Here is a 22,890-nt window from a genome sequence, read left to right as displayed (position 1 = left end):
GTGACTAGGCTGGTAGTTACAGAGAGTCCGCGGGTTCCCGCGGGCATCCCGGAGACTTCTAGAGGTGGTAATGGTGCTGCTGGCGCTGATGCAGGCGAACTCCGCCGTGCTCGATGTGGAAGCCAACTGCGGCACGGTCAATGACGCCGCCCAAAGGGCCGCGGCGGCCGGGGCCCGGGTGCTGCTCACACCGGAACTGTTCCCCGTGGGTTACGCGCCCCTTCGGATCCGGGCGGAACTGGACCCCGCCAGGCTGCCATCCATCCGCCGGCAACTGGCCGACATTGCCCGGCGGAACGGCATCGCCCTGGTGTACAGCCTGCCGGCCGTCACCGCGGACGGCAGGTGGCAGATCACCTCCACCCTCGTGGACCAGGAGGGTGCGGAGCTGCTGAACTACGCCAAGGTGCACCTGTTCGGCGGGGAGGAGCGCAAGGCCTTCAGCCCTGCAACCGAACCTCCCGCCGTCGTGGACTTCCACGGGATCAGGACCTCCATGGTGATCTGCTACGACGTCGAATTTCCGGAGGCCGTGCGTGCTGCCGCAGTCCGCGGCGCCGAGCTGCTCCTGGTACCCACGGCCCTGTCGCAGGGGTTCGATTCCGTCCCGCAGGTCCTGCTGCGCGCACGGGCACTGGAGAGCCAGCTGACCGTGGCCTACGCCAATCATTCGGGCACGGAGGACGGCTGCGCGTTCCTGGGCGGCAGCGTGATCGCCGGTCCCGACGGACAGCTACTGGCCGGGGCCGGGGCGTCGCCGGACCTGCTGTTCGCCGAGGTCTCCGCGGCTGCCTCCCGGGCAGCGCGGGACGCCGTGCCGTACCTCCGGGAGCGCCGGCCGGACCTCTACCGTGACTGGGAAGCGCGCGGGCTAGGCGCGGGACGCGGGCCCGCGGCGGCAGGGGAAGGATCCGCGGCCGGAGGTTCGTCCACGTACTGAAGGGCGAACCAGAGCTCCGCACGCACCTGGGCCTGGTTGAGGTCGGTGTCCAGTTGCTCCGCGAGGGCATTGATCTGCCGGCGGACACTGTTGCGGTGGAGGCCCAGGGCCTTCGCCGTGGAGTCCCAGCTGCCGTTCTCACCGAGCCAGGTCCGCAGCACCGCCAACTGGGCGGACCGCCGCTCGGGATCCTCCAGGCTGAGCACGGGTTCCAGGAGCCGGGCGGCCAGCATGGTCCCGGCCTCGCGGCCGAGCAGCCCGGCGACAGACCACGTCACCTCGTCCACCCGGGCACTCTTCCCGGTTGCCTGCACCCGCCCGCGCAGCGAAGTCACCCGCTGGTACGCGGACGCCAGGCCCTGGAACTCCGTGGCATCGCCGATCACCAGCCGCCAGCCGAGCTTCTCCGTCTCGGCCAGCAGTGCGTCGTCCACCTTGAGCCGGGTGATGGCCGCGAAGCCGTAGTCAGTGATCTCCACCAGCTTGGTGTCGAACATCCGGCGCCACTGCAGCAGTTCCCGGACGGGGCTGTCACCGGCGGGCCAGTCGGCGTCGGCTTTGAGTCCCTGGATGACCCGCAGCGGTGCCGAACGCGTGGACGAAATGCTCTGCGCCAGGAGGTCCTTGAGCCCGTTGACATGCCTGGTCCCGCCGGACGCCACGCTCTCCGGGTGCAGCAGCAGCGCAGTCGCCAGCTGGCTCGGCGCGAGTGAACCGCTGGTCCGCTGCCGCACCAGCAGTTCCAGGAGTCCGACGACAGAGGACACCACGCTGTTCTGCGCGGGCGTGAGGGGGCTGCCGGATCCCAGGATCAGCGCGCCGAGGTTGGCGTCGCGCGTGCTGCGGAGCGGATGGCCGAACACCAGGGTGGAACCGGGCTCGTCGAGGGAATCCATTTCCACCCGGGGGCCGCTGCCGGCCAGCAGCTTTTTCAGTATCGGCTGCAGGGCGGAAAGTTCGACGGCGGCGGGCGGGTTCCGCGGTCCGCCTCCCGGGCTGGTGGCGCTGCTGCCGTGTGCGCCGGTTGCGCTTCCGCCGGCTGCGCTTCCGCCGACTGCTGCCCGGGCGCGGACCCGGCCGTCCGCACCCACGAGCAGGGCCCACACCGGAACCCGCTGCACCAGCGCCGCCAGGAGCTCGTGTTCCGGCCTGGCCGAAAGGACCGCACGCATCAGCTGCCTGTTGGTGTCCGCCAGCTGCCTGAACACCCGGGCATTGTCCGATTCCAGCAGCTGGGAGAACTCCAGCCCGATCGCCGCAAACGGAACAGTCTTGGGAACTTCCACCAGCGTCAGGTTGTGATGCCGGCACGCGTCAACCACGGGGCCGGGCACGGCATCGAAGTACGGTTCCAGCCCGAATCCCAGGGCGCCCACGCCGGCGCCGACCAGCCGCTCCACGTAGGCGTCCACCTTCCCCACTGCACCGCCGTCGCCGAGGAACGGGAGCCCGGCGGTGAGGATGAATTCGCCGTCGAGCAGGTACGGCGTCGGATCCTCCAGCTCGCTCGGCTCCACCCAGCGGAGCAGCCCGGCACCGTTGCCGCCGTCGTGGAGTATTTTCAGCTCCGCGGGCAGCTTCTGCAGGAACTGCTCCAGCGTGACGAAGCCGAGACGCTCGGCGGCTGCCTCACGCGCCACCGGGACCACGGGCTTCCTGGTAATCCGGGCATTCGTAGGCACGCGGCAGGCGCGGGGCGATTCGGTTGATGATCTCGTCGCCGTGGCTGCCGATCGCCGCGCCCCAGTCATCGGCGCTTGCCGCCCCGGTCCGCGGATCGCCAAATAGCACAGCTGTGTCACCAACGGCCACGCCGTTGGCATCCGGGCCCAGGTCCACCATGAACTGGTCCATGCAGACCTTGCCGATCACCGGGACCCGGCGGCCGCCTAGGAGGATGAGGCTGCGGCCCGAGATGCCCTTCGGAATGCCGTCCGCATAACCCAGCGGGATCAGCCCCAGGTACCGCGGCTCGTGCGTGAAGGCCTGGTGTTCGTAGCTCACGCCGGTTCCTGCGGGCACCTTCTTTACCAGCACCACCGGCGCTGTCACGGTCAGCGCCGGGCGCAGGCCAAAATCGGCCGGAGCAAGGTGGTCCGCCGGAGCCAGCCCGTAGAACGCCAGGCCGGCCCGCACCATGTCGAACGCGAATTCCGGCCGGTCCAGGATGTTGGCGGAGCTTGAGACATGCCGGAGGGCCGGTTCAAGCCCTGCCGCCCGTGCTTCCCGGACGGCTTCTTCGAAGGCGTCCACGGCTGCCATGTTGGCCGGGTGCGCGGGAACATCGGCCCAGGCCAGGTGGGTCCAGACACCCCTGACGGACAGGGTTCCCGCACGCTCCGCTGAGCGGGCGGCGGCCACGAGCTCCGCCCACTCCTCCGCCCGCGCCCCGCCGCGGCTCAGCCCCGTGTCCAGTTCAAGATGGACGACGGCGGGACGCCCCAGCCGGCGCGCAATGCCGGCCACGACGTCGAGCTGGGCCACGCTGCCCAGCGACACATCGACGTCGTACTCCAGCGCCTCCCGGATCGTACTACTGGAGGCCGCCGCGAGGTAAAGCCACGACAGGACGGGGGCGGCGATGTCCGCCCGGCGAAGGGCGATCGCCTCGTGAAGCTGCGCTGTGCCCAGCCAGTCCGCGCCGGCCTCCAGTGCTGTCCGGGCGACGTCGACCAGGCCGTGACCGTAGGCGTTGCCCTTCACCACGGCCATGAAATGCGGCGCGGCGGAGCGCTCCCGGAGGTTGCGGATGTTGTCTGAAATGGCCGTAAGGTCAACGCTGACCTGCCCGGTCAGCGCCGCGGCCTGCGGGCTACCGATGTGTGCATTAAGTCTCATGCCAGAACACTATAGGGCATTTTGCACAACGGTGAGAGGTGGCTCACAAACCTAAGCTGGACCAGGGGAAACCGACAACTACTCACGAACGGACGTCAATGATGACTGTGCCAACACTCACCGGCAGGCAGCCGGCAGCTGCCCGCCGTCCGGGCCTGGCTGCGCAGCTGCTGCGCCGCAAGCCGATCGGCCAGATGGTCAGCGAGGCCGAAAACGGCCATGGCGGCCCCAAACTGGTCCGGAGCTTCGGCGTCCTGCAGCTGACCATGATCAGTGTCGGCGCCACTCTGGGCACAGGCATCCTGGTCATCCTCGGCGAATCGGTGCCCCTGGCCGGTCCGGCCATCTGGATTTCGTTCGCGATCGCCGGCCTGGCCGCCCTGCTCTCTGCCGTTTCCTACGCCGAAATGGCCGGACTGGTCCCGGTCGCGGGCTCCAGCTACTCCTATACCTACGCCACCATGGGCGAAGGCATGGCCTGGATCTGCGGCTGGTGCCTCGTGCTGGAGTACGCCGTGTCGGTGGCCGCCGTGGCCGTGGGCGCCGGCCAGTACGTGAACGAGTCCCTGGCGGTCTTCGGGCAGGTCCTGCCGGATTCCATCTCCCAGCCGCCCGGTGACGGCGGCATCATGAACATCCCGGCCATGGTCATCGTGGTCCTGGCCACGATCCTGCTGGTCCGCGGCGCCCGGGAAAGCGCCTGGATCAACACCGCCATCGTGGTGGTCAAGGTCGGCATCCTCCTGTTCTTCTGCGTCGTAGCCTTCACCGCCTTCAACGCAGGCAACTTCGAACCGCTCCTGCCCATGGGCGCAGCCGGTGTCTCGGCCGCCGCCTCTACGGTGTTCTTTTCCTACATCGGGTTCGACGCCGCCTCCACCGCCGGCGAGGAAGCCCGCAACCCCAAGCGGGACCTGCCGCGCGCCATCATGCTCTCCATGCTGATCGTGACCACCATCTACGTCCTCGTTGCTGTCGCCGCCATCGGCGCCCGCCCCTGGGGATGGTTCGACGGCACCGAGGCCGCCCTGGTCAAGATCCTCGAAGAGACCACCGGGCAGCCGTGGATTGCACTGGTCTTCGCCGTCGGCGCCGTGCTGGCCATTGCCAGCATCGTCCTGACCGTCCTCTATGGACAGACCCGCATCCTTCTCTCGATGTCCCGCGACGGCCTGATCCCCAGGATCTTCGGCCGCGTCTCGTCCCGCACCGGCACACCGGTTGCCGGAACCCTGATCGTGGGCATCGCCGTCGCCCTCACCGCCGGGCTGGTCCCGCTCGGGGCACTGGCGGACGCCACCAGCATCGGCACCCTGTTCGCCTTTGCCCTGGTCAACGTTGCCGTCATCTACCTGCGCCGCAACCGGCCCGAGCTCAAGCGCACCTTCCGCGTCCCGCTGTTCCCGCTGACCCCGATCCTCGGCGCCCTGATGTGTGCATTCCTCATGGCCAACCTTGGCGCCGACACCTGGGTGGTCTTCGGCATCTGGATGCTGGTGGGCCTCGCTGCCTACTTCGGCTACGGCCGGCGCCACTCCAGGGTGGCGGCGCTCAGCCACGGGGAATACCGTGAACTCAGCGGCCGCGAAACTTCAACACCGTCCACCACCGAACCGACGAAGGCAGACCTTTCATGACCATCGCCACCGAACTGCCGGCAAACGATCCCGCGGCCGCACCCGGCCCGGACGCCGCACCAACAACGGGCCGGGCAAACGACGCCCCCATCACCATGCTGAACCCGGACTTCCCCTTCAGCTATGACCACTATCTCGCCAACCCGGCGGGCCTTGGGTCGGTCCCGCCTGAGCTGTACGGGACCGAAGTGGCAGTGGTCGGGGCGGGGCTCTCCGGGCTGGTCACGGCCTACGAACTGATGAAGCTGGGCCTCCGCCCGGTCATGTACGAGGCGGACCAGATCGGCGGCCGGCTGCGGACCGCCAATTTCCCGTCGGCGCCGGGCGTGACGGCGGACCTGGGCGGCATGCGGTTCCCGGTGTCAGGCAGGGCGTTCTACCACTACGTGGACCTGCTGGGCCTGCAGACCCAGGAGTTCCCCAACCCGCTGGCCCCCGCCACCTCCAGCACCGTGATCGAACTGGCCGGGCAGAAGCACTACGCCAGCACCCCGGCAGACCTCCCGCCGTTCTTCCGCGAAGTGGCGGACGCCTGGAAGGCAGCCGTGAACGACGGCGCCAAGTTCAGTGAGATGCAGGGCGCCATCCGTGCGCGGGATACGGCCAGGATCAAGGAGATCTGGAACGAACTCCTGCCGCTTATGGACGAACAGACGTTCTACGGCTTCATCGCCGCCAGCGAGTCCTTCAAGGAAGCGGGCTTCGCCCACCGCGAAGCATTCGGCCAGGTGGGCTTCGGAACCGGCGGCTGGGACACGGACTTCCCCAACTCCATCCTCGAAATCCTGCGCGTCGTCTATACGGACGCCGACGACCAGCACCGCCTCATCGCCGGGGGAGCGCAGCGGCTCCCCGAGGCACTGTGGCAGCACGCGCCGTCGGGCATGGCCCACTGGCCGGAAGGGACGTCACTGGCGTCACTGCATTCCGGTTCCCCGCGCGGTGCGGTGGACCGGATCAGCCGGGACGCCAACGGCGGCCTGCGCCTGCGCGAACGCTGGGGGCGGGAGGCGTCCTATCCTGCCGTGGTCACCACGTGCCAGTCCTGGCTGCTGTCCACCCGGATCCACACCGAGGAGGCATTGTTCCCGGCGGAGCTGTGGACGGCGATCGAACGCTCGCACTATATGCAGTCCTCCAAGACCTTCGTGATGGTGGACCGTCCGTTCTGGAAGGACACCGATCCTGCGACCGGCCGCGACGTCATGTCCATGACCCTGACCGACCGGCTGAACCGCGCCACCTACCTGCTGGATGACGGCCCGGACAAGCCCGCCGTCATCCTGCTCTCCTACACCTGGAACGACGACGCGCTGAAGTGGCTTGCGCTCGACGCCGACCAGCGGGTGGAGCTCATGCTGCACTCACTCGAGCAGATCTACCCGGGCGTGGACATCGCCAGCCACATCATCGGCCAGCCCATCACGGTCTCCTGGGAGGCGGACCCCAACTTCATGGGCGCCTTCAAGGCGAACCTGCCCGGGCACTACCGCTACCAGCAGCGGCTGTTCACGCACTTCAAGCAGGACAAACTGCCGGAGGGCCAGCGCGGGATCTTCCTCGCCGGCGATGACGTATCGTTCACCGCCGGCTGGGCCGAGGGCGCCGTGACCACCGGCCTCAACGCGGTGTGGGGCGTGGTGAACCACCTCGGCGGACACTCCGATGCGGGCAATCCGGGCCCGGGCGAGCTGCTGGACGCGCTGGGGCCGATCAGCCTGGACTGATGGTCGCTGTCAGCCGGCGTGCATTTCCCGGTGCGCCCGGGCGAGTTCGCGGTAGTGCGCGGCGTTGCGCTGCACGCCGTCGTACTCGTCGTCGGTGAGTTCGCGCCGGACTTTCGCCGGGACGCCGGCCACCAGTGACCGCGGCGGGATGACCGTTCCTTCGAGGACGACTGCGCCGGCCGCCACGAGCGAGCCGGCGCCGATCACCGCGCCGTTGAGGATGGTGGCGCTCATGCCGATGAGGCAGTCGTCCTCAACGGTGCAGCCGTGCACGACGGCGCTGTGCCCCACGCTGACGCGGGCGCCCACGGTGCAGGGGAATCCGGGGTCGGCGTGCAGCACCACGTTGTCCTGCAGGTTGCTGCCGGCGCCTACGGTGATGGCGGCGGTGTCAGCACGGACCGAGACGCCGTAGAACGCGCTGGAGTCCTCGGCCAGGGTGGCGTTGCCGATCACGGAGGCGCTGGGGGCAACGAAGACTGAAGGGTGGACGTCCGGGCTGGTGCCGGCAAAAGGATAAAGAGGAGCCATGAGCCCAGCCTAGGACACTGTTCACGTCAGCCCGCGTATGCGGACTCCGCAGGCGGACCTTGTGCCTAGTGACGCCGCTGTCCTGACTCACTAGCATGGGGCCATGGAACTTCGGGGTTTTGGCCCTCACGGGCTTCAGCTGCAAGGACTTCACCTGCGGAAGGACGGAGGCGGCGGGCCCGGCAGGTTCCGCCGGTTGATGCGGCGGCTTGAGCAGCTCGAGGCCCTTGACCCGGCCGTCTCGGTGGCTGAGCTGAAGGCCGGCCACCTGGTCGAAAACCAACGGATGCGAAGCTTCCTCCACGGCGACGCAACTGGAATACCCCTGCACGGCATCCTGACCGATGTGCCCTTCGGGGCGTGGTTCATGGCCATGTACCTCGACCTGTTTGCGGATCCGGGGACCCAGCGGGCAGCCACCCGGCTGGTGGGCCTTGGCGTCCTGGCCGCGGCGCCCACGGCACTGACCGGATGGGCCGAGTGGGCATTGGCCGGCCGGGCAACGCAGCGGGTTGGCATCGTCCATGCCGGGCTGAACGGCGTGGCCGTGCTGATCTTCCTCGGATCCTGGACCGCGCGGCGCCGGGGCAAGCACAGGCTCGGCGTCCGGCTGGCCCGGATGGGCGGACTCCTGTTGATTGCGGCCGCATTCCTGGGCGGCTACATGCGCAGCGCCCGTCGGGGTGCTTAGGGCAGCGCACGGCTCCCAACTAGGTAGCAGCAGGTGTCGTTTTGAGGGCTCATAACGACACCTGCTGCTACCTAGTTGGGCTGGGCAGGGGGAGTGCGGAGGACCAGGAACTGGTAATGCTGTGTCCAGTGACCCGCGCCCGGGCCTGATTCAGCGCCCGTGCCCTCCGGCCACGTGACGAATTCCTCGACGTCGCCGTGCCGGCCGAAGATCCGCCGCAGCGCCGCGTCGCTGCGGCGGCTGAAAAAGCGCGGCGGTTCGATTTCGTCTTCGGGGTTGAGTACCTCTTCGTCGTCCCCTGACCAGAGTCCGACGGCGATCGGCGCCCCGGGGGCGGCCACGCGCACCAGTTCGCGGACGACGTCGTCAATGTCCCGGTTGGGGATGTGCAGCAGCGTGCTCATGCTCCACACTGCCGGGAAGACGCCGTCGGCGAAGGGCAGGCTCCGGGCGCTGGCAACCGAGACGTTCAGTCCCTTGGATGTCGCTATCCGCACGTGCTCTTCGGACAGGTCGATGCCGGTGTAGTGGATCCCGGCCTGGACGAACTTCAGCCCGTCGAGCCCCAGGCCGGAGCCGATTTCCAGCACGCCGTGCCGGCCTTCGGCCTTCAGCCGGGCGATGAACCGGTCCCGCTGCTCCACCCGCTGAGGGGTCAGCGGGTGCTCCGGATGAAGGACCGCCCTCTGGTTGTAGAACGCGGCCAGCCGGTCCTCGCCGCCATGCTCCGTGGCGAAGTGTTCGACCACTAGTTGAAGACGACCGTGCGGTTCCCGTCGAGCAGCACCCTGTGCTCGGCGTGCCACTGGACGGCCTGGGCCAGTGTGCGGGCCTCCACGTCGCGGCCCATCTGCACGAACTGTTCGGCCGTGCGGCGGTGGTCCACCCGGATGACTTCCTGTTCGATGATGGGTCCCTCGTCCAGGGCGGCTGTGACGTAGTGCGCCGTGGCGCCGATCAGCTTCACGCCGCGGGCGTGGGCCTGGTGGTAGGGCTTCGCGCCTTTGAAGGACGGCAGGAAGGAGTGGTGGATGTTGATGGCCTTGCCGGTGAGCTCGGTGCACAGGTCGTTGGACAGGATCTGCATGTAGCGGGCCAGGACGGTCAGTTCGACGCCTTCCTCCGCGATGATCTTCCGCAGCTCGTCCTCGGCCTGGACCTTGGTGTCCGCAGTGACGGGGATGTAGTGGAACGGAATGCCGTAGAACTCCGCCAGCCCGGCCAGGTCCTGGTGGTTGGACACGATGGCGGGGATCTCGATGGGCAGTGTGCCGGAGCGCTGCAGGAACAGGAGATCGTTGAGGCAGTGCGCGGACTTGCTCGCCATCAGCAGGGTGCGGACCTTGCCTCCCTCGGGGTTCAGGCTCCACTGCATGCCGAACGCAGCCGCCACCGGTTCCAGCGCCGCGTACACGTCAGCCTGCGAACCAGCCGTGGTCGCCTCAACCCGCATGAAGAAGGTGCCGGTGGACTGGCTGCCGTACTGCTGCGAGTCCGTAATATTGCAGCCTGCCACGAGCAGTGCTCCCGCAACGGCATGCACGATGCCGGGACGGTCGGGGCAGGAAAGGGTCAGTACGTAGGCGGAGGCCAGCTGGTCTTCAGTCACGAAGAACAGCCTACCCGCGGCGGAGGCACTGTTTTCGACGGGCCTTCGACGGGATGCGGAAAGGCTTTGATAGGCTTAACCGGTCGCAACTGGCGTTGGATGGCTAACCATCAGGGAGCGGCACCTACGAAGACCACGGATCGTACGCCTGGGCCGAGGGTCATGTTTTGCCGGTAGGCAGTTTAACCGCTGCCGACCCATGGCGCCGTGCTGCCCGTAACCAAGGGGCGGAGCAACGTCACAGCCGGTAGCCTGACCTTAGCAGCGCCCATCCCTAGCCAGGAGTTTTTCGTGACTACTTCACCGACTTCCGTCAGCACTTCCTCCACCGTCAGTAACCTGCCGCTGGCTGAGCTCGATCCCGAGATCGCCGCCGTACTGGACCAGGAGCTTGGCCGCCAGCGCGGCACCCTGGAAATGATCGCCTCGGAAAACTTCGCCCCGCGCGCCGTCATGGAAGCCCAGGGCTCCGTCCTGACCAACAAGTACGCCGAGGGCTACCCGGGCCGCCGCTACTACGGCGGCTGCGAATACGTGGACATCGCCGAGCAGCTGGCGATCGACCGCGTCAAGGAGCTGTTTGGCGCCGAATACGCCAACGTCCAGCCGCATTCCGGTGCACAGGCCAACGCCGCAGCACTGTCGGCCATGATCACTCCCGGTGACAAGATCCTGGGCCTCTCCCTGGCCCACGGCGGCCACCTGACCCACGGCATGAAGCTCAACTTCTCCGGCAAGCTCTACAACGTGGCCGCCTACCAGGTGGAGCAGGACAACTTCCGCGTTGACATGGACAAGCTCCGCGAGCAGGCCATCGCCGAGAAGCCCCAGGTGATCATTGCCGGCTGGTCCGCCTACCCGCGCCACCTGGACTTCGCAGCCTTCCGCTCCATCGCCGACGAAGTCGGTGCGCTCCTCTGGACCGACATGGCGCACTTCGCCGGCCTCGTGGCAGCTGGCCTGCACCCGAGCCCGGTGCCATACTCCGACGTCGTCACCTCCACCGTGCACAAGACCCTCGCCGGCCCCCGCTCCGGCGTGATCCTGGCCAAGCAGGAGTGGGCCAAGAAGCTCAACTCCAACGTCTTCCCGGGCCAGCAGGGCGGACCGCTGATGCACGTCATCGCCGCCAAGGCCGTTGCCTTCAAGATTGCCGGCACCGAGGAATTCAAGGAGCGCCAGGAGCGTGTCCTCGAAGGCGCCAAGATCATCGCCGACCGCCTGAACCAGGCCGACCTCGCCGAAGCCGGCGTCTCGGTCCTCACCGGCGGCACCGACGTGCACCTGGTCCTGGTGGACCTGCGAAACTCGCAGCTGGACGGCCAGCAGGCCGAGGACCTCCTGCACTCCGTGGGCATCACCGTGAACCGCAACGCCGTTCCGTTCGACCCCCGCCCGCCGATGGTCACCTCCGGCCTCCGCATCGGTACCCCGGCCCTGGCCACCCGCGGCTTCGGCGCCGAGGAATTCACCGAGGTTGCCGAGATCATCGCCACCGCCCTGAAGGCCGGCTCCGCTACGGACATCGAGGCGCTGCAGGCACGGGTGGACAAGCTCGCCGCCGACTTCCCGCTCTACCCGCAGCACGAGCAGTGGTGAACCCGTCCATGGCGCAGACTGCGAAGATCCTTGACGGCAAGGCAGCCGCTGCCGCCATCAAATCCGAGCTGGCTGAGCGTGTCGCGGCACTGAAGGCCCGCGGCGTCACCCCGGGGATTGCCACGGTGCTTGTAGGCGCGGACCCTGCCTCGCAGCTGTACGTGTCCATGAAGCACAAGCAGTCGGTGGAGATCGGGATGAACTCGATCCAGCGTGAGCTTCCGGCGGATGCCACCCAGGCCCAGGTTGAGGCCCTCATTGACGAACTCAATGCGGATCCTGCCTGCCACGGCTACATCGTGCAGCTGCCGCTGCCCAAGCACCTGGATACCGACGCCATCCTTGAACGGATTGACCCCGCCAAGGATGCCGACGGACTGCACCCGACCAACCTGGGCCGGCTGGTGCTCAATGTCAGCGGCGAGATCACCTCGCCGCTGCCGTGCACGCCCCGCGGCGTCATCGAGCTCCTGGAGCGCAACGGTTACAGCCTCTCAGGCAAGCACGTCGTTGTGGTCGGCCGCGGTGTCACGATCGGCCGTACGATCGGGCTGCTGCTCACCCGGCGGTCCGTGAACGCCACTGTGACCCTGACGCACACAGGTACCGAGAACCTCTCGGAACTGCTGCGGCAGGCGGACGTCATTGTGGGTGCGGCGGGGGCCAAGCACATCGTCAAGGCTGCGGACGTCAAACCGGGTGCGGCCCTGCTCGACGTCGGCGTCACCCGTGAAACGGATCCTGAGACGGGCAAGAGCAAGGTCCACGGAGACATCGATCCCGCAGCTGCCGAGGTAGCCGGCTGGATTTCGCCGAACCCCGGCGGTGTCGGTCCCATGACCGTGGCACTGCTGATGACCAACGTGGTCGAAGCCGCGGAACGCCAACTGGAAGCGGAAAACCGCGCCGGCGCTGCCTGAGCCAGGCTACTGAAAAGCAACAAGGCGCCTACTCCCCGGGGAGTAGGCGCCTTACGCCGTTAAGCCGACGACGCGGGACGGTCGGCGCGGCTAGGCTCGGAGTATGCCGCGCCGATTCCAGGGTCCGCCCACTGCCTTCGTGGTGATCGCCGTGGCGGTGGTCCAGGTGGTGGGCACGGCTTTCGCTGCCGCGCGCCAGCCGAACATGCAGCCCCTGGACGCCCTGGCCTTCGTGCTGCTGCTCGCCGGCCCGGCAGCGTTGTCCCTCCGGCGGCGGTCACCGGCGGTCATGCTCCCCGCGGTTGCCGCGGTAACCCTGCTGTACCTGGCCTCCGGTTATCCCTGGGGTCCCGTGCTGCTCTCCCTGGCGCTGGCCATCGTCTTCTCGGCGGCCGCCGGCAGGCGGTGGCAGACGTGGACGGTGGCGGGGGCCTGCGCCGCCGCGCTGGTGGCCCACTTTGTGGCCAGCGGCGACGACGGTGCCCTGATCCGGGCCGTGGCCGGAACGTCGTGGCTGGTGATCCTGGTGCTGCTGGGGGAGGGCGCCAGACTCCGGCATGAACGCGTGGCCGAGAGGCGCCGCCAGCAGGAATCCCGCGAACAGGCCGCACGCGACGAATACCGCCTGGCCCTCGCCAGGGACATCCATGACGTTGTGGCGCACTCACTGTCCATGATCAACGTCCGGGCCTCCGTGGCGCTCCACCTGGGGGACCGGGATCCCGATCAGTTCCGCCCCGCCCTGGAGGCCATCAAAGCCGCAAGCAAGGAATCCCTGGACGAGGTCCGCCAGCTCTTGGGCGTGCTCCGGGACGATGCACCGCTCCGTCCGGCGTCGGGGCCAGGGCTGCGCAAGCTTCCCGAACTCGCCGAGAACGCGCGCCGTACCGGGCTGGACGTGAAGCTGCGGACCCTTCCGGACCACGGAACGGACACGCCGGTCGCGGGAGTCGTGGAGGAAGCGGCCTACCGGATCGTGCAGGAGGCGCTCACCAACGTGGTGAGGCACTCCGGTGCCGGCCGCGCCGCCGTCGTGCTGGAAATTCCAGCGGAGGGGCCCGACGCCGGACAGCTCACCATCACAGTCGACGACGACGGCCGCGGCGCCGCCGGCGCACCGGAGGGCAACGGCCTCACCGGGATGCGGGAGCGTGCGGCGGCGCTGGGCGGCACGGTCCGGTTCCTCCCGCTGCATCCGGGGTGGCGGGTCCAGGCGGTCCTGCCGCCGGGTAGCACCCCGAGTACGGGCGCTCAGATTGAGGGGCAGCAATGATCCGCATCCTGATCGCCGATGACCAGACACTCATCCGTGCCGGATTCCGTGCGCTCCTGGACGCCGAACCGGACATGGAAGTCGTGGCCGAATGCGGAACCGGTGATGACGCCGTCCGGCTGGCGGCACGTGAGCATCCCGACGTCGTGCTCATGGACATCCGCATGCCGCAGGGCGACGGACTGGACGCGACCCGCCGGATCCTGGCCGATCCCGCCGTTCCCGGAACGCGGGTCATCATCCTCACCACCTTCGAACTGGACGAGTACATCGCCGAGGCCGTGCGGGCGGGTGCCGCCGGGTTCCTCGTCAAGGACACCGAGCCGGAGGAACTGCTCCGCGCGGTGCGCGTGGTGCACGACGGCGACGCCCTCCTGTCGCCGTCAGTGACGCGCAGGATCATGGCCCAGTTGGCCCTGCAGCCCCCCGCGGCCGGCAAGCCGCCCGACGCCGGGCTGGACCGGATCACCGACCGTGAACGCGAAGTGCTCCGGCTGGTGGGGGAGGGACTGAACAACGCGGAGATCGCCGGCCGGCTCTTCATTACGCCGCTGACCGCCAAGACCCACGTGTCCCGGATCATGGCAAAGCTGCAGGTCCGGGACCGCGTGCAACTGGTGGTGCTGGCCTATGAGTCGGGCCTGGTCCGGCCCGGCTGGAGCAGCTGACGCGTCCCGGAGGATTCTCCAGAGGGAGTCTCCCGGGGGAGTACGCCGCCCGCGCCAAGTGCCTCCCGTCGCCGGACGACGGCGGGGCGTCCCGAAACCAGACTTGAAGCAGAGCCGAGATACGGCCCGTTGAGAGTTTGGAGCTGACATGTTGACAGCAATGAGCACCGCCATCGGCACCGCCGCTGTGCAGGTGGCGGCGGTGCAACTTCCGGCCGGCGTCGCCGTCCATGCCCCGTGGTACGACGGCGGCTTCTCGCCCTGGTTCCTGCTGTTTCCGCTGTTCTGGATCCTGGTTATCGGCATGATCATTTTCATCGCCCGCCGGACGTGGCAGACCAACCACCGCTGGGCAGCGCGCCAGGGCGGTGAAGGAGTGCTCCGCGAACGCTACGCGCGCGGGGAAATCGACGAAACGGAGTACCGCCAGCGCCTGCAGGTCCTCCGTGCAGAGGAAAAGTAGGCCCGTCTCCGGCGCCCTCAACAGCAGGGCGCCGGAGACGGGACGGGCCGGACCAAATCGAATGGATTTTTTGAGATTCAACTCTTTCTTTGTTCGAACGTGAGTACTAACGTTGTGTGGGTGCCTGAACTTGTGTCCAACGAAGAACTGTCAAGCAACCCATCCCGCAGCCAGACCCAGGGCGACCAGATGCAATACGTCATCACCGCCGAAAACCTCACCAAAACGTATGGCGACGTCACCGCCGTCGACGGCATTTCCTTCAGTGTTCCCGCCGGCGAGGCCTTCGGCCTGCTAGGCCCCAACGGGGCAGGCAAGTCCACCACCATGAAGATGATCGGCGGCGTCTCGCAGCGCACCTCGGGAAGCCTGTCCATCATGGGGCTGGACCCCGAAAGCCACGGGCCGGAAGTCCGCGCCCACCTGGGTGTTGTGCCACAGCAGGACAACCTCGACGAAGAACTCAAGGTGCGCGACAACCTGCTGGTCTACGGCCGCTACTTCGGGCTGCCGATGAGCTACCTGCGTCCCAAAGCCGATGAGCTGCTGGAGTTCGCCCAGCTGACGGACAAGGCCAAGTCCAAGGTGGACGCCCTCTCCGGCGGCATGAAGCGGCGGCTGACCATCGCGCGATCGCTGATCAACGAACCCCGGATCCTGCTGCTGGACGAGCCCACCACGGGCCTGGACCCGCAGGCCCGGCACATTCTCTGGGACCGGCTGTTCCGGCTCAAGGAACAGGGCGTCACGCTCATCCTGACCACGCACTACATGGACGAGGCCGAACAGCTGTGCGACCGTTTGATCGTCGTCGACAAGGGCCGGATCATGGCCGAGGGCTCGCCCGCCAGCCTGATCCGGGAGTACTCCACCCGTGAAGTCCTGGAGCTGCGCTTCGGCTCGGAACGCAACGCCACCATCGGTGCCGAACTGGAGGGCATCGGCGAGCGGCTGGAGACGCTCCCGGACCGGGTGCTGATCTACGCCCACGACGGCGAGGCCGCCCTGGAACAGGTCTCCGCGCGCGGACTGCGCCCGGTCACGTCGCTCGTCCGCCGGTCATCCCTGGAGGATGTCTTCCTCCGCCTCACCGGTAGGAGCCTCGTTGACTGATCAGTCCGCGCCTGCCGTTTCGGATGCCGGCCGCGGTCATGCCGCGCCCGCCCTGCTTCGCGCCCACTCGCCGGCCGTGTCCGCGGCCCGTGCCCGCCGCTGGGGCTCCTTCTACTACGCAGAGCAGGTCCTCCGCGTCATGAAGGGCTACGGCTGGACCATCGTGATGTACGGCGTGGGCCAGCCGGTGGCGTACCTGTTCGCCATGGGCGTTGGCCTGGCCACCCTGGTGGACACGAGCAGCCAGGCCGCGTTCGGCGGCGTCAGCTACCTGGCGTTCATTGCCCCTGCCCTGCTGATCTCGGCTGCGGTCATGACCGCAGCCAACGAATTCACGTTCCCGGTCATGGACGGGTTCAAATGGCGGCGGGTGTACTACGGGCCGCACGCTTCACCGCTCACTCCGGAACAGATCGCCTCCGGCCACATCATGGCTGTGACGCTGCGGTTCCTGCTGCAGTCCGCCATCTATTTTGTGGTGGTGGCGCTCTTCGGTGCGTCGCCGAGCGGCTGGGGCTGGGTGTCTGTCCTGGTGGCCACGCTGGCAGGGCTCTCTTTCGGCCTCCCGCTGATGGCCTACGCCGCGTCCATCAAGGAGGACAAGGGCCAGTTCGCCATGGTGATGAGGTTCATCGTGACCCCGCTGTTCCTGTTCTCGGGGACGTTCTTCCCGCTCGATTCGCTGCCGCTCGCGGTGCGGTGGATCGGCTGGATTTCGCCGATCTGGCACGGCACGGAACTGGGCCGGGTCTTCAGCTACGGCTACGAGGAACCGCCGCTGCTGACCATCGCCCACATCGTGTTCCTGGTGGGTCTCGCCGTTGCCGGCTGGATGCTCACCAAGCGCCAATTCGTCAGGAGGCTGGGCCAATGAGCACTCTGGCGGAAAACCACAACCCGGGAAGTCACAACCCGGGAGGCCCCAGCGTCACCGAAGCGGCGCGGAACCGCCGCTTCGGGCCCATGTACTCACGGAACGTCAAGGCGGTCATCGCCCGCGGGCTCATGGCCACCAAGAGCAGCAACTGGATGGTGATGCTCTCCGGTTTCTTCGAGCCGGTGCTCTACCTGATCTCCATGGGGGTGGGCCTGGGCGCGATCGTGGGCGCCGTGCAGGGTCCCGGCGGCCAGGAAATCAGCTACGCCGCGTACATTGCGCCGGCGCTCCTGGCCGTCTCCGCGATGAACGGCGCCGTGTACGACTCGACCTGGAACGTCTTCTTCAAGATGAACTTCGCCAAGCTGTACCAGGGCATGCTGTACACGTCCCTGGGCCCGTTGGACGTGGCCATGGGTGAGATCTTCCTGGCGCTGCTGCGGGGCCTGCTGTACGCCACCGGGTTCACCGCCGTCATGGGAATCATGGGGCTGATCACCACGCCCTGGGCCATCCTCATGATTCCTGCGTCCGTGCTGATCGCCTTCGGTTTCGCGAGCTTCGGGATGGGGATCACCAGCTTCATGAAGACCTTCCAGCAGATGGACTGGATCAACTTCGTGATGCTGCCGATGTTCCTTTTCAGCGCCACCTTCTACCCGCTCAGCGTGTACCCGCAGTACATCCAGTGGCTCATCCAGGCCATGCCCCTGTGGCATGGGGTGGAGCTGCTCCGGCAGATCAGCGTGGGAATTTTCAGCCCCGCCACGGCGATCCATGTCGGGTACTACCTCGTGATGATCGTGCTGGGGGTCATGCTCACCGCCGGGCGCCTCCGCAAGCTGTTCCTGAAGTAGCGTTCGCCCGGGGTGGAAGCGGCCATTTCCACCGTCGCGCGTTTGAGACAATGGAGGCATGCGAACTCTGGGTAACCCTAACTCTGCGTCCAACCCGGCCAAGGGCGGGTTCTCCATGCTCCGGATCAGCGGCCCTGGAATGATGGTTTTCGTCATTGCCTTCGTCGTTGCCGTCATCTTCGCCGCCAACCAGAACGACGTCGTGGGCTGGGTTGTGGCTGTCATCGCCGCGTTCTGGCTCGCGCTGGCCGCGTTCGTCGTCTTCAGCATCCAGAAGGCGGCCAAGAAGGCGACCGCCAAACTCAACGAGGCGCAAAACGCCTTCAACGCCGCGACCGGCCGCGCGCCGTCGTCGGGCAGTGCCGATCACGGCGGCACCCGCCTGGTGCAGTCACGCAGCGAGGCCGACGAAGTCCGGGACCTGAAGCTGGACCACTCCTTCAAGATCGTCCAGGTCCAGGTGCGCGTCGTCGACCAGGAACGGGCCAAGGGCGACGCAGCAGACCAGGACACCATCCGCCGCGCACTGGAAACCATCGAAATCACGGCCACCAACGCCAGGGACATGATCAAGTCCTCCGGTGGCGCTGACGAACCCGTCAGCGGAACCATCATCGACTAGAGTGGAGCGGGTGAGCTCGGCATTGAAGAAGGACCACCTTCGCATCGCATCAGTCAACGTCAACGGCCTCCGCGCCGCCTACAAGAACGGCATGGCGGAATGGCTTGAACCCCGGGACGTGGACATTCTCTGCCTCCAGGAGGTCAGGGCACCCGACGCGATTGTTCGGCAGCTCCTTGGCGAGGGCTGGTTCATCCTGCATGAGGAAGCCGAGGCCAAGGGCCGTGCAGGAGTGGCCATTGCCTCCCGCACCGAGCCGCTGGCCACCCGCCCGCACATCGGCGACGACTACTTCGCCACCGCGGGCCGCTGGGTCGAGGCGGACTTCCGGGTGACGGACGCCGCCGGTGCCGCCGCCACACTGACAGTGGTGAGCGCCTACGTGCACTCCGGCGAGGCAGGAACGCCCAAACAGGACGACAAGTTCCGTTTCCTCGACGTTATGGTCAACCGTCTTCCGGAGCTGGCCAAGCACAGTGACCATGCCCTCGTGGTGGGCGACCTGAACGTGGGCCACACCGAACTGGATATCAGGAACTGGAAGGGCAACGTCAAGCGTGCCGGCTTCCTTCCGGAGGAGCGTGCCTACTTCGACCGCTTCTTCGGCGAAGAAATCGGATGGAGGGATGTCCACAGGGGCCTGGCGGGAAACGTCGACGGCCCCTACACCTGGTGGTCCCAGCGCGGCAAAGCCTTTGACAATGACACAGGCTGGCGCATCGACTACCACATGGCAACCCCCGCCCTTGCTGCCGCCGCGATTTCGGCAGTGGTGGACCGGGCGCCGTCATGGGACACCCGCTTCTCCGACCACGCACCGCTGGTAGTGGACTACCAGCTCTGAGCCCCGAAGGTTTTTCTCACAATGACTAGCTCGACTTCCCCCGTGACCAAGAAACGCATCCTCTCCGGTGCCAAGCCCACAGCGGACTCGCTGCACCTGGGCAACTACATTGGCGCGGTCCGCAACTGGGTCGACATGCAGGCCGAATATGACGCCGTGTTCTTCATCCCCGACCTCCACGCCATCACGGTGGACTTCGAACCCGCCGAGCTGGCCAAGCGCACCCGCGTGGTCGCCGCGCAGTACATTGCCGCAGGCATCGACCCGGACAAGAGCATCTTCTTCGTCCAGTCCCATGTGCCCGAGCACGCCCAGCTGGCCTGGGCCCTGAACTGCATCACCGGCTTCGGCGAAGCCTCCCGTATGACGCAGTTCAAGGACAAGACACAGAAGTCGGGAGCGGACGCCGCAACCCTCGGACTGTTCGCCTACCCCACCCTCATGGCCGCGGACATCCTCCTGTACCAGACCGACCTTGTGCCGGTCGGCGAGGACCAGCGCCAGCACCTGGAACTGACCCGGAACCTGGCCCAGCGCTTCAACACCCGCTTCGGCCACACGTTCACGGTCCCCGAGGCCACCATCCTCAAGGCCACCGCCAAGATCTACGACCTCCAGAGCCCGACTGCCAAGATGTCGAAGACCGGCGGGTCGCCCCACGGTTCCATCCAGCTCCTGGAAGACCCCAAGCTCGCGGCCAAGCGCATCAAGTCCGCTGTGACTGACACCGGAACGGAGATCCGGTTCGACGCCGAAGCCAAGCCGGGCGTGTCCAACCTGCTCACCATCTATTCGACCCTTACCGGGAAGTCCGTGGCCGAGCTCGAGGCGGAATACCAGGGCAAGATGTACGGCCACCTCAAAAAGGACCTCGCGGAAGTCATGGTCGACTTCATCACGCCCCTCCGGGACCGGACCAACGAACTGATGGCGGACCCGGCGGAGCTGGACAGGCTCCTGGCCCAGGGCGCCGAACGCGCCCGGGAAATCGCGTCCGTGACCCTCGGCCAGGTTTATGAGCGCATGGGCTTCCTGCCGTCCCTCAGCCTCGCCGGAGTCCGCTAGCCCCATGTCATCCGCCAGCAAAGTCACCGCAAGCGAAAACTCCCCTGCATACCGCGGAGAGGGACAATTCGTGGACGCCGATGATAACGCTGCCGTGGTCCGTGGCACCGCGCCGGGTAGCCGCCAGGCCAGGACCGACGGCATGAGCGTCGGCGTCATCCTGGGTTTCCCGCCTGACATCGCCGAGGAACTGCAGCGCTGGCGGGCCTCCTTCGGCGACCCCATGGCCGGGGTGATCCCCGCGCACATCACGCTGGTCACCACCACGCCCACCAAGGACTGGGAAGCCACCCGCAGCCATGTCCGCGAGGTGGCGCGCAAGCAGCAGCCGTTCACTGTCACCATCGCCGGAACAGGCTCGTTCCGGCCTGTTTCCCCGGTGGTCTTCCTGAACGTCGAAGACGGCTTCGGCGACTGCGTGAGCCTGCACGAACAGCTGCAGACCGGCCCACTGGAACGGGAACTGCCCTTTGCCTACCACCCGCATGTGACCATTGCCCATGATGTGGCGCCGGAGAGCCTGGACGAGGCCGAAACGGTGCTCAAGGATTACCGGGCCACGTTCCCTGTGGTTAGCATGGGGCTGTACGAGCACGACATCAACGGCATTTGGCAGCTAAGGGAAGAACTCGACTTTGGCATCGAAACTGACCACGCCCGAGGCAAATCCGGCGCAGAACGGCGCTGAGCCTCCGCTTCCCACAGAGCGCGCCCGGCTAAAGCTGGAAGTGAGCCGGAAGAAGGTCGAGTGGAGCAAGGCCCGCAGGTCCGGCAGCGGGGCGGCCGCCGGGCTCCCGGCCATGTTCCAGTGGCTGCTTGCCCGCCTGAACGCGTTCCGGCCCATGCGGGCGTTCCAGCACTACAACCTGCAGCACGGGCCGCTGATGGCCGCCGGCATCGGTTTCCGGATGTTCTTCTCCATCACGGGCCTGCTGGCCACCGGGTTCTCCCTGGCTGGCCTCTTCCTGAGCGGACAGCCTGCGCTGCTGGACCAAATCATCAAGAGCGTGGTCGTGACCGCGCCGGGCCTCCTAAAAGTCGGTGACGGCGACGGCCTGGTCGACCCGCGGGATCTGCTGAATCCCGCCGGCCTCGGCTGGACCGCAGTGATCGCCGCTGCGGTGACGGTTTTCACGGCACTGGGCTGGATCAGCGGCATCCGCGACGGTGTCCGGGGCATGATGCGGCTCGGCCCGCGCGGGATCAACCCGGTCCTGCAGATACTTCGCGACGCCGGCACCCTGCTGCTGCTCGGCGTGGCACTCGTGCTCAGCGCGGGTGCGTCCCTGATTTTCGGCACTGCGGCCGGTTGGGTCACTGAGCAGCTGCAGCTGGATCCGGTCCTGTCATGGCCGCTGACCACGTCCATCAAGGTCGGTGTCCCACTGGCCCTTGGGTGGGTCACGGCCGTGATCATGTTCCGTGTAGCCGCAGGGCTGAAGCTGTCACGCCGGGCACTGCTGGAAGGGTCTATCCTCTCTGCGGTGGGAACCACGGTGTTGCAGATCTTCAGCACGGAGCTCCTCGCCAGCGCCGGCCGCAACCCCATCCTGGCGCCCTTTGCCATCATCATCGGCCTGCTCATCTGGTTCAACCTGGTCAGCCAGGTCTACCTGGTTTCGGCCGCGTGGTCCGCTGTCAGGGAAGAAGACCTCAAGAACGCCCCCGCGCCCAAGGCGACCGGCTGGGGTTCACGCCAGGTGCAGCCGGGAAAAACGCCCGTCGAGCGGGAGCGGCAGGCAGCTAGCGTCCGGCGTCGAGGTACTGAGCGGCCCACGCGGAAATAATCAGCGCGGCGCGGGCGGCCTGGCCTTTCCCTGTCAGCAGGTGGTCGCTGCCTTCCAGCGAGACGAAGCTGCGCGGGTGCCGGGCAGTCTGGAAAATGGTACTGGCATTCTCGATCCCCACGGTGTTGTCGGTGGGGGAGTGCAGCACCATCAGGGGCTTGTGCAGGCGCCTGATGCAGTCGGTCAGGTCGGCGTTTTCCAGGTCCTCGACGAAGTGCCGGCGGATCTCAACACGCTTGCCGCCGAGGTCCACCTCCGCGCTGCCTTCACTCAGGATCCGGTCCAGGGCCGCATCAAAGACGTGGGCCACGTGCTTCGGCGAGAACGGGGCTCCCACGGTGGCGACGGCGTCGAGTTCGGGAATGTGCCGGGCCGCGGACAGGACGGCGGCACCGCCGAAGGAGTGCCCCACCAGCAGCGATATTTCCCTGCCCTCGGCGCGCATGAATTCCGCCGCCCGGACCGTGTCGGCCACCTTGTGGCTGAACGAGCCTTCAGACCACAGCCCTGCCGACTCGCCCAGGCCAAGGTTGTCGAAGCGGAGCATTCCCACGCCGTTCTCCGCCAGCGCCCTGCACATCCGTGACGCGGAAGGATGGTCCTTGCCGAGGGTGAAGCCGTGCGAGAAGACACCCCAGCCCCTCACCGGCCCGTCGGGGCGGTCCAGGATGCCGGAGAGCAGTTCTCCGGTGGAACCTTCGAACGAGATTTTTTCGGAGCGGGACACGGCGTCCCCTTTCGTTGTGGCTGTCGTGGTTAAAACGACGACGGCGCCATCCACCGTAAGGTGAGCGACGCCGTCGGCTGTTACCGTCCGTTCGTAAACGGG

23 protein-coding genes are annotated in these 22,890 nt (G+C 67.2%); 17 read left to right on the top strand and 6 right to left on the bottom strand.

Annotated features, from left to right (window positions below):
- Positions 1-70: 70 nt before the first annotated feature.
- Entirely contained in the window at positions 71-940 is an 870-nt protein-coding gene (locus AC1DRE_RS12380; protein WP_476984924.1) for a nitrilase-related carbon-nitrogen hydrolase, read from the top strand.
- On the opposite strand, the gene AC1DRE_RS12375 is transcribed toward AC1DRE_RS12380, so the two are convergent.
- Together AC1DRE_RS12375 and alr are read right to left on the bottom strand one after the other, a co-directional pair.
- Positions 847-2,589, bottom strand: a complete 1,743-nt coding sequence (locus AC1DRE_RS12375; protein ID WP_476984923.1) for a PucR family transcriptional regulator — start codon at positions 2,587-2,589, stop codon at positions 847-849. The two genes, AC1DRE_RS12380 and AC1DRE_RS12375, sit on opposite strands and share 94 nt — an antisense overlap.
- Positions 2,570-3,778 carry an alanine racemase gene (gene alr, locus AC1DRE_RS12370; RefSeq protein ID WP_476984907.1) on the bottom strand — a complete coding sequence of 403 codons (1,209 nt, stop codon included), beginning with the start codon at positions 3,776-3,778 and terminating at the stop codon, positions 2,570-2,572. The genes AC1DRE_RS12375 and alr overlap by 20 nt, the downstream gene beginning before the upstream one ends.
- Positions 3,779-3,879: 101 nt before the next feature.
- Here alr and AC1DRE_RS12365 point away from each other — a divergent pair, with 101 nt between their 5' ends.
- A complete protein-coding gene (locus AC1DRE_RS12365) occupies positions 3,880-5,415 on the top strand; it encodes an amino acid permease (RefSeq protein WP_476984906.1) in 1,536 nt (511 codons plus the stop codon).
- Positions 5,412-7,142: a flavin monoamine oxidase family protein gene (locus tag AC1DRE_RS12360; protein WP_476984905.1), complete on the top strand. Its 1,731-nt coding sequence runs from the start codon at positions 5,412-5,414 to the stop codon at positions 7,140-7,142. The genes AC1DRE_RS12365 and AC1DRE_RS12360 overlap by 4 nt, the downstream gene beginning before the upstream one ends.
- Positions 7,143-7,151: 9 nt before the next feature.
- Here AC1DRE_RS12360 and AC1DRE_RS12355 read toward each other — a convergent pair whose 3' ends face one another.
- Positions 7,152-7,673 carry a gamma carbonic anhydrase family protein gene (locus AC1DRE_RS12355; RefSeq protein WP_476984904.1) on the bottom strand — a complete coding sequence of 174 codons (522 nt, stop codon included), beginning with the start codon at positions 7,671-7,673 and terminating at the stop codon, positions 7,152-7,154.
- Positions 7,674-7,776: 103 nt separating this feature from the next.
- On the opposite strand from AC1DRE_RS12355, the gene AC1DRE_RS12350 reads away from it, so the two are divergent.
- The gene (locus tag AC1DRE_RS12350; protein WP_476984903.1) at positions 7,777-8,364 is read left to right on the top strand and encodes a DUF2231 domain-containing protein; all 588 of its coding nucleotides are present in this window, start codon (positions 7,777-7,779) and stop codon (positions 8,362-8,364) included.
- A 71-nt stretch (positions 8,365-8,435) separates the two neighbouring features.
- Here AC1DRE_RS12350 and AC1DRE_RS12345 read toward each other — a convergent pair whose 3' ends face one another.
- Positions 8,436-9,113 carry a class I SAM-dependent methyltransferase gene (locus AC1DRE_RS12345; protein WP_476984902.1) on the bottom strand — a complete coding sequence of 226 codons (678 nt, stop codon included), beginning with the start codon at positions 9,111-9,113 and terminating at the stop codon, positions 8,436-8,438.
- Positions 9,113-9,973, bottom strand: coding sequence for a formyltetrahydrofolate deformylase (gene purU, locus AC1DRE_RS12340; protein ID WP_476984901.1), 861 nt, complete (start codon positions 9,971-9,973; stop codon positions 9,113-9,115). Before purU ends, AC1DRE_RS12345 begins: the two co-directional genes overlap by 1 nt.
- 291 nt (positions 9,974-10,264) lie before the next feature.
- Between purU and glyA the strand changes: the two genes are divergently transcribed.
- The 13 genes from glyA to AC1DRE_RS12275 all read left to right on the top strand — a co-directional run bounded on the left by glyA (position 10,265) and on the right by AC1DRE_RS12275 (position 22,061).
- The gene (gene glyA, locus AC1DRE_RS12335) at positions 10,265-11,572 is read left to right on the top strand and encodes a serine hydroxymethyltransferase (RefSeq protein ID WP_476984900.1); all 1,308 of its coding nucleotides are present in this window, start codon (positions 10,265-10,267) and stop codon (positions 11,570-11,572) included.
- An 8-nt stretch (positions 11,573-11,580) separates the two neighbouring features.
- Complete coding sequence (locus AC1DRE_RS12330; RefSeq protein WP_476984899.1) at positions 11,581-12,492, top strand: bifunctional methylenetetrahydrofolate dehydrogenase/methenyltetrahydrofolate cyclohydrolase; 912 nt, start codon at positions 11,581-11,583, stop codon at positions 12,490-12,492.
- Between the two features lie 103 nt (positions 12,493-12,595).
- On the top strand, positions 12,596-13,765 hold the full coding sequence (locus AC1DRE_RS12325; RefSeq protein ID WP_476984898.1) for a sensor histidine kinase: 1,170 nt from the start codon (positions 12,596-12,598) through the stop codon (positions 13,763-13,765).
- On the top strand, positions 13,762-14,433 hold the full coding sequence (locus AC1DRE_RS12320; RefSeq protein WP_476984897.1) for a response regulator transcription factor: 672 nt from the start codon (positions 13,762-13,764) through the stop codon (positions 14,431-14,433). Before AC1DRE_RS12325 ends, AC1DRE_RS12320 begins: the two co-directional genes overlap by 4 nt.
- Positions 14,434-14,581: 148 nt before the next feature.
- Positions 14,582-14,896, top strand: coding sequence for an SHOCT domain-containing protein (locus tag AC1DRE_RS12315; protein WP_476984896.1), 315 nt, complete (start codon positions 14,582-14,584; stop codon positions 14,894-14,896).
- A 189-nt stretch (positions 14,897-15,085) separates the two neighbouring features.
- Positions 15,086-16,009 carry an ABC transporter ATP-binding protein gene (locus tag AC1DRE_RS12310; RefSeq protein WP_214955649.1) on the top strand — a complete coding sequence of 308 codons (924 nt, stop codon included), beginning with the start codon at positions 15,086-15,088 and terminating at the stop codon, positions 16,007-16,009.
- On the top strand, positions 16,002-16,883 hold the full coding sequence (locus tag AC1DRE_RS12305) for an ABC transporter permease (protein WP_476984895.1): 882 nt from the start codon (positions 16,002-16,004) through the stop codon (positions 16,881-16,883). The genes AC1DRE_RS12310 and AC1DRE_RS12305 overlap by 8 nt, the downstream gene beginning before the upstream one ends.
- Entirely contained in the window at positions 16,880-17,743 is an 864-nt protein-coding gene (locus tag AC1DRE_RS12300) for an ABC transporter permease (RefSeq protein ID WP_476984894.1), read from the top strand. The genes AC1DRE_RS12305 and AC1DRE_RS12300 overlap by 4 nt, the downstream gene beginning before the upstream one ends.
- Before the next feature lie 58 nt (positions 17,744-17,801).
- On the top strand, positions 17,802-18,365 hold the full coding sequence (locus AC1DRE_RS12295) for a hypothetical protein (RefSeq protein ID WP_476984893.1): 564 nt from the start codon (positions 17,802-17,804) through the stop codon (positions 18,363-18,365).
- Positions 18,366-18,375: 10 nt separating this feature from the next.
- Positions 18,376-19,209, top strand: a complete 834-nt coding sequence (locus AC1DRE_RS12290) for an exodeoxyribonuclease III (protein ID WP_476984892.1) — start codon at positions 18,376-18,378, stop codon at positions 19,207-19,209.
- Positions 19,210-19,230: 21 nt separating this feature from the next.
- The gene (trpS, locus tag AC1DRE_RS12285) at positions 19,231-20,274 is read left to right on the top strand and encodes a tryptophan--tRNA ligase (RefSeq protein WP_476984891.1); all 1,044 of its coding nucleotides are present in this window, start codon (positions 19,231-19,233) and stop codon (positions 20,272-20,274) included.
- A 142-nt stretch (positions 20,275-20,416) separates the two neighbouring features.
- Positions 20,417-20,962, top strand: coding sequence for a 2'-5' RNA ligase family protein (locus AC1DRE_RS12280; RefSeq protein ID WP_476984922.1), 546 nt, complete (start codon positions 20,417-20,419; stop codon positions 20,960-20,962).
- Positions 20,910-22,061, top strand: a complete 1,152-nt coding sequence (locus AC1DRE_RS12275; RefSeq protein WP_476984890.1) for a YihY/virulence factor BrkB family protein — start codon at positions 20,910-20,912, stop codon at positions 22,059-22,061. The genes AC1DRE_RS12280 and AC1DRE_RS12275 overlap by 53 nt, the downstream gene beginning before the upstream one ends.
- Here the strand turns inward: AC1DRE_RS12275 and AC1DRE_RS12270 are convergent.
- Positions 22,018-22,788, bottom strand: a complete 771-nt coding sequence (locus tag AC1DRE_RS12270) for an alpha/beta hydrolase family protein (protein ID WP_476984889.1) — start codon at positions 22,786-22,788, stop codon at positions 22,018-22,020. The genes AC1DRE_RS12275 and AC1DRE_RS12270 overlap by 44 nt on opposite strands.
- Positions 22,789-22,890: the final 102 nt, after the last annotated feature.

The sequence above is a fragment of the Arthrobacter sp. P4_H3 genome, from assembly GCF_056400885.1.
Note: the sequence above shows the minus strand (reverse complement) of the source record. Positions and strands in the feature narration are given on the sequence as shown.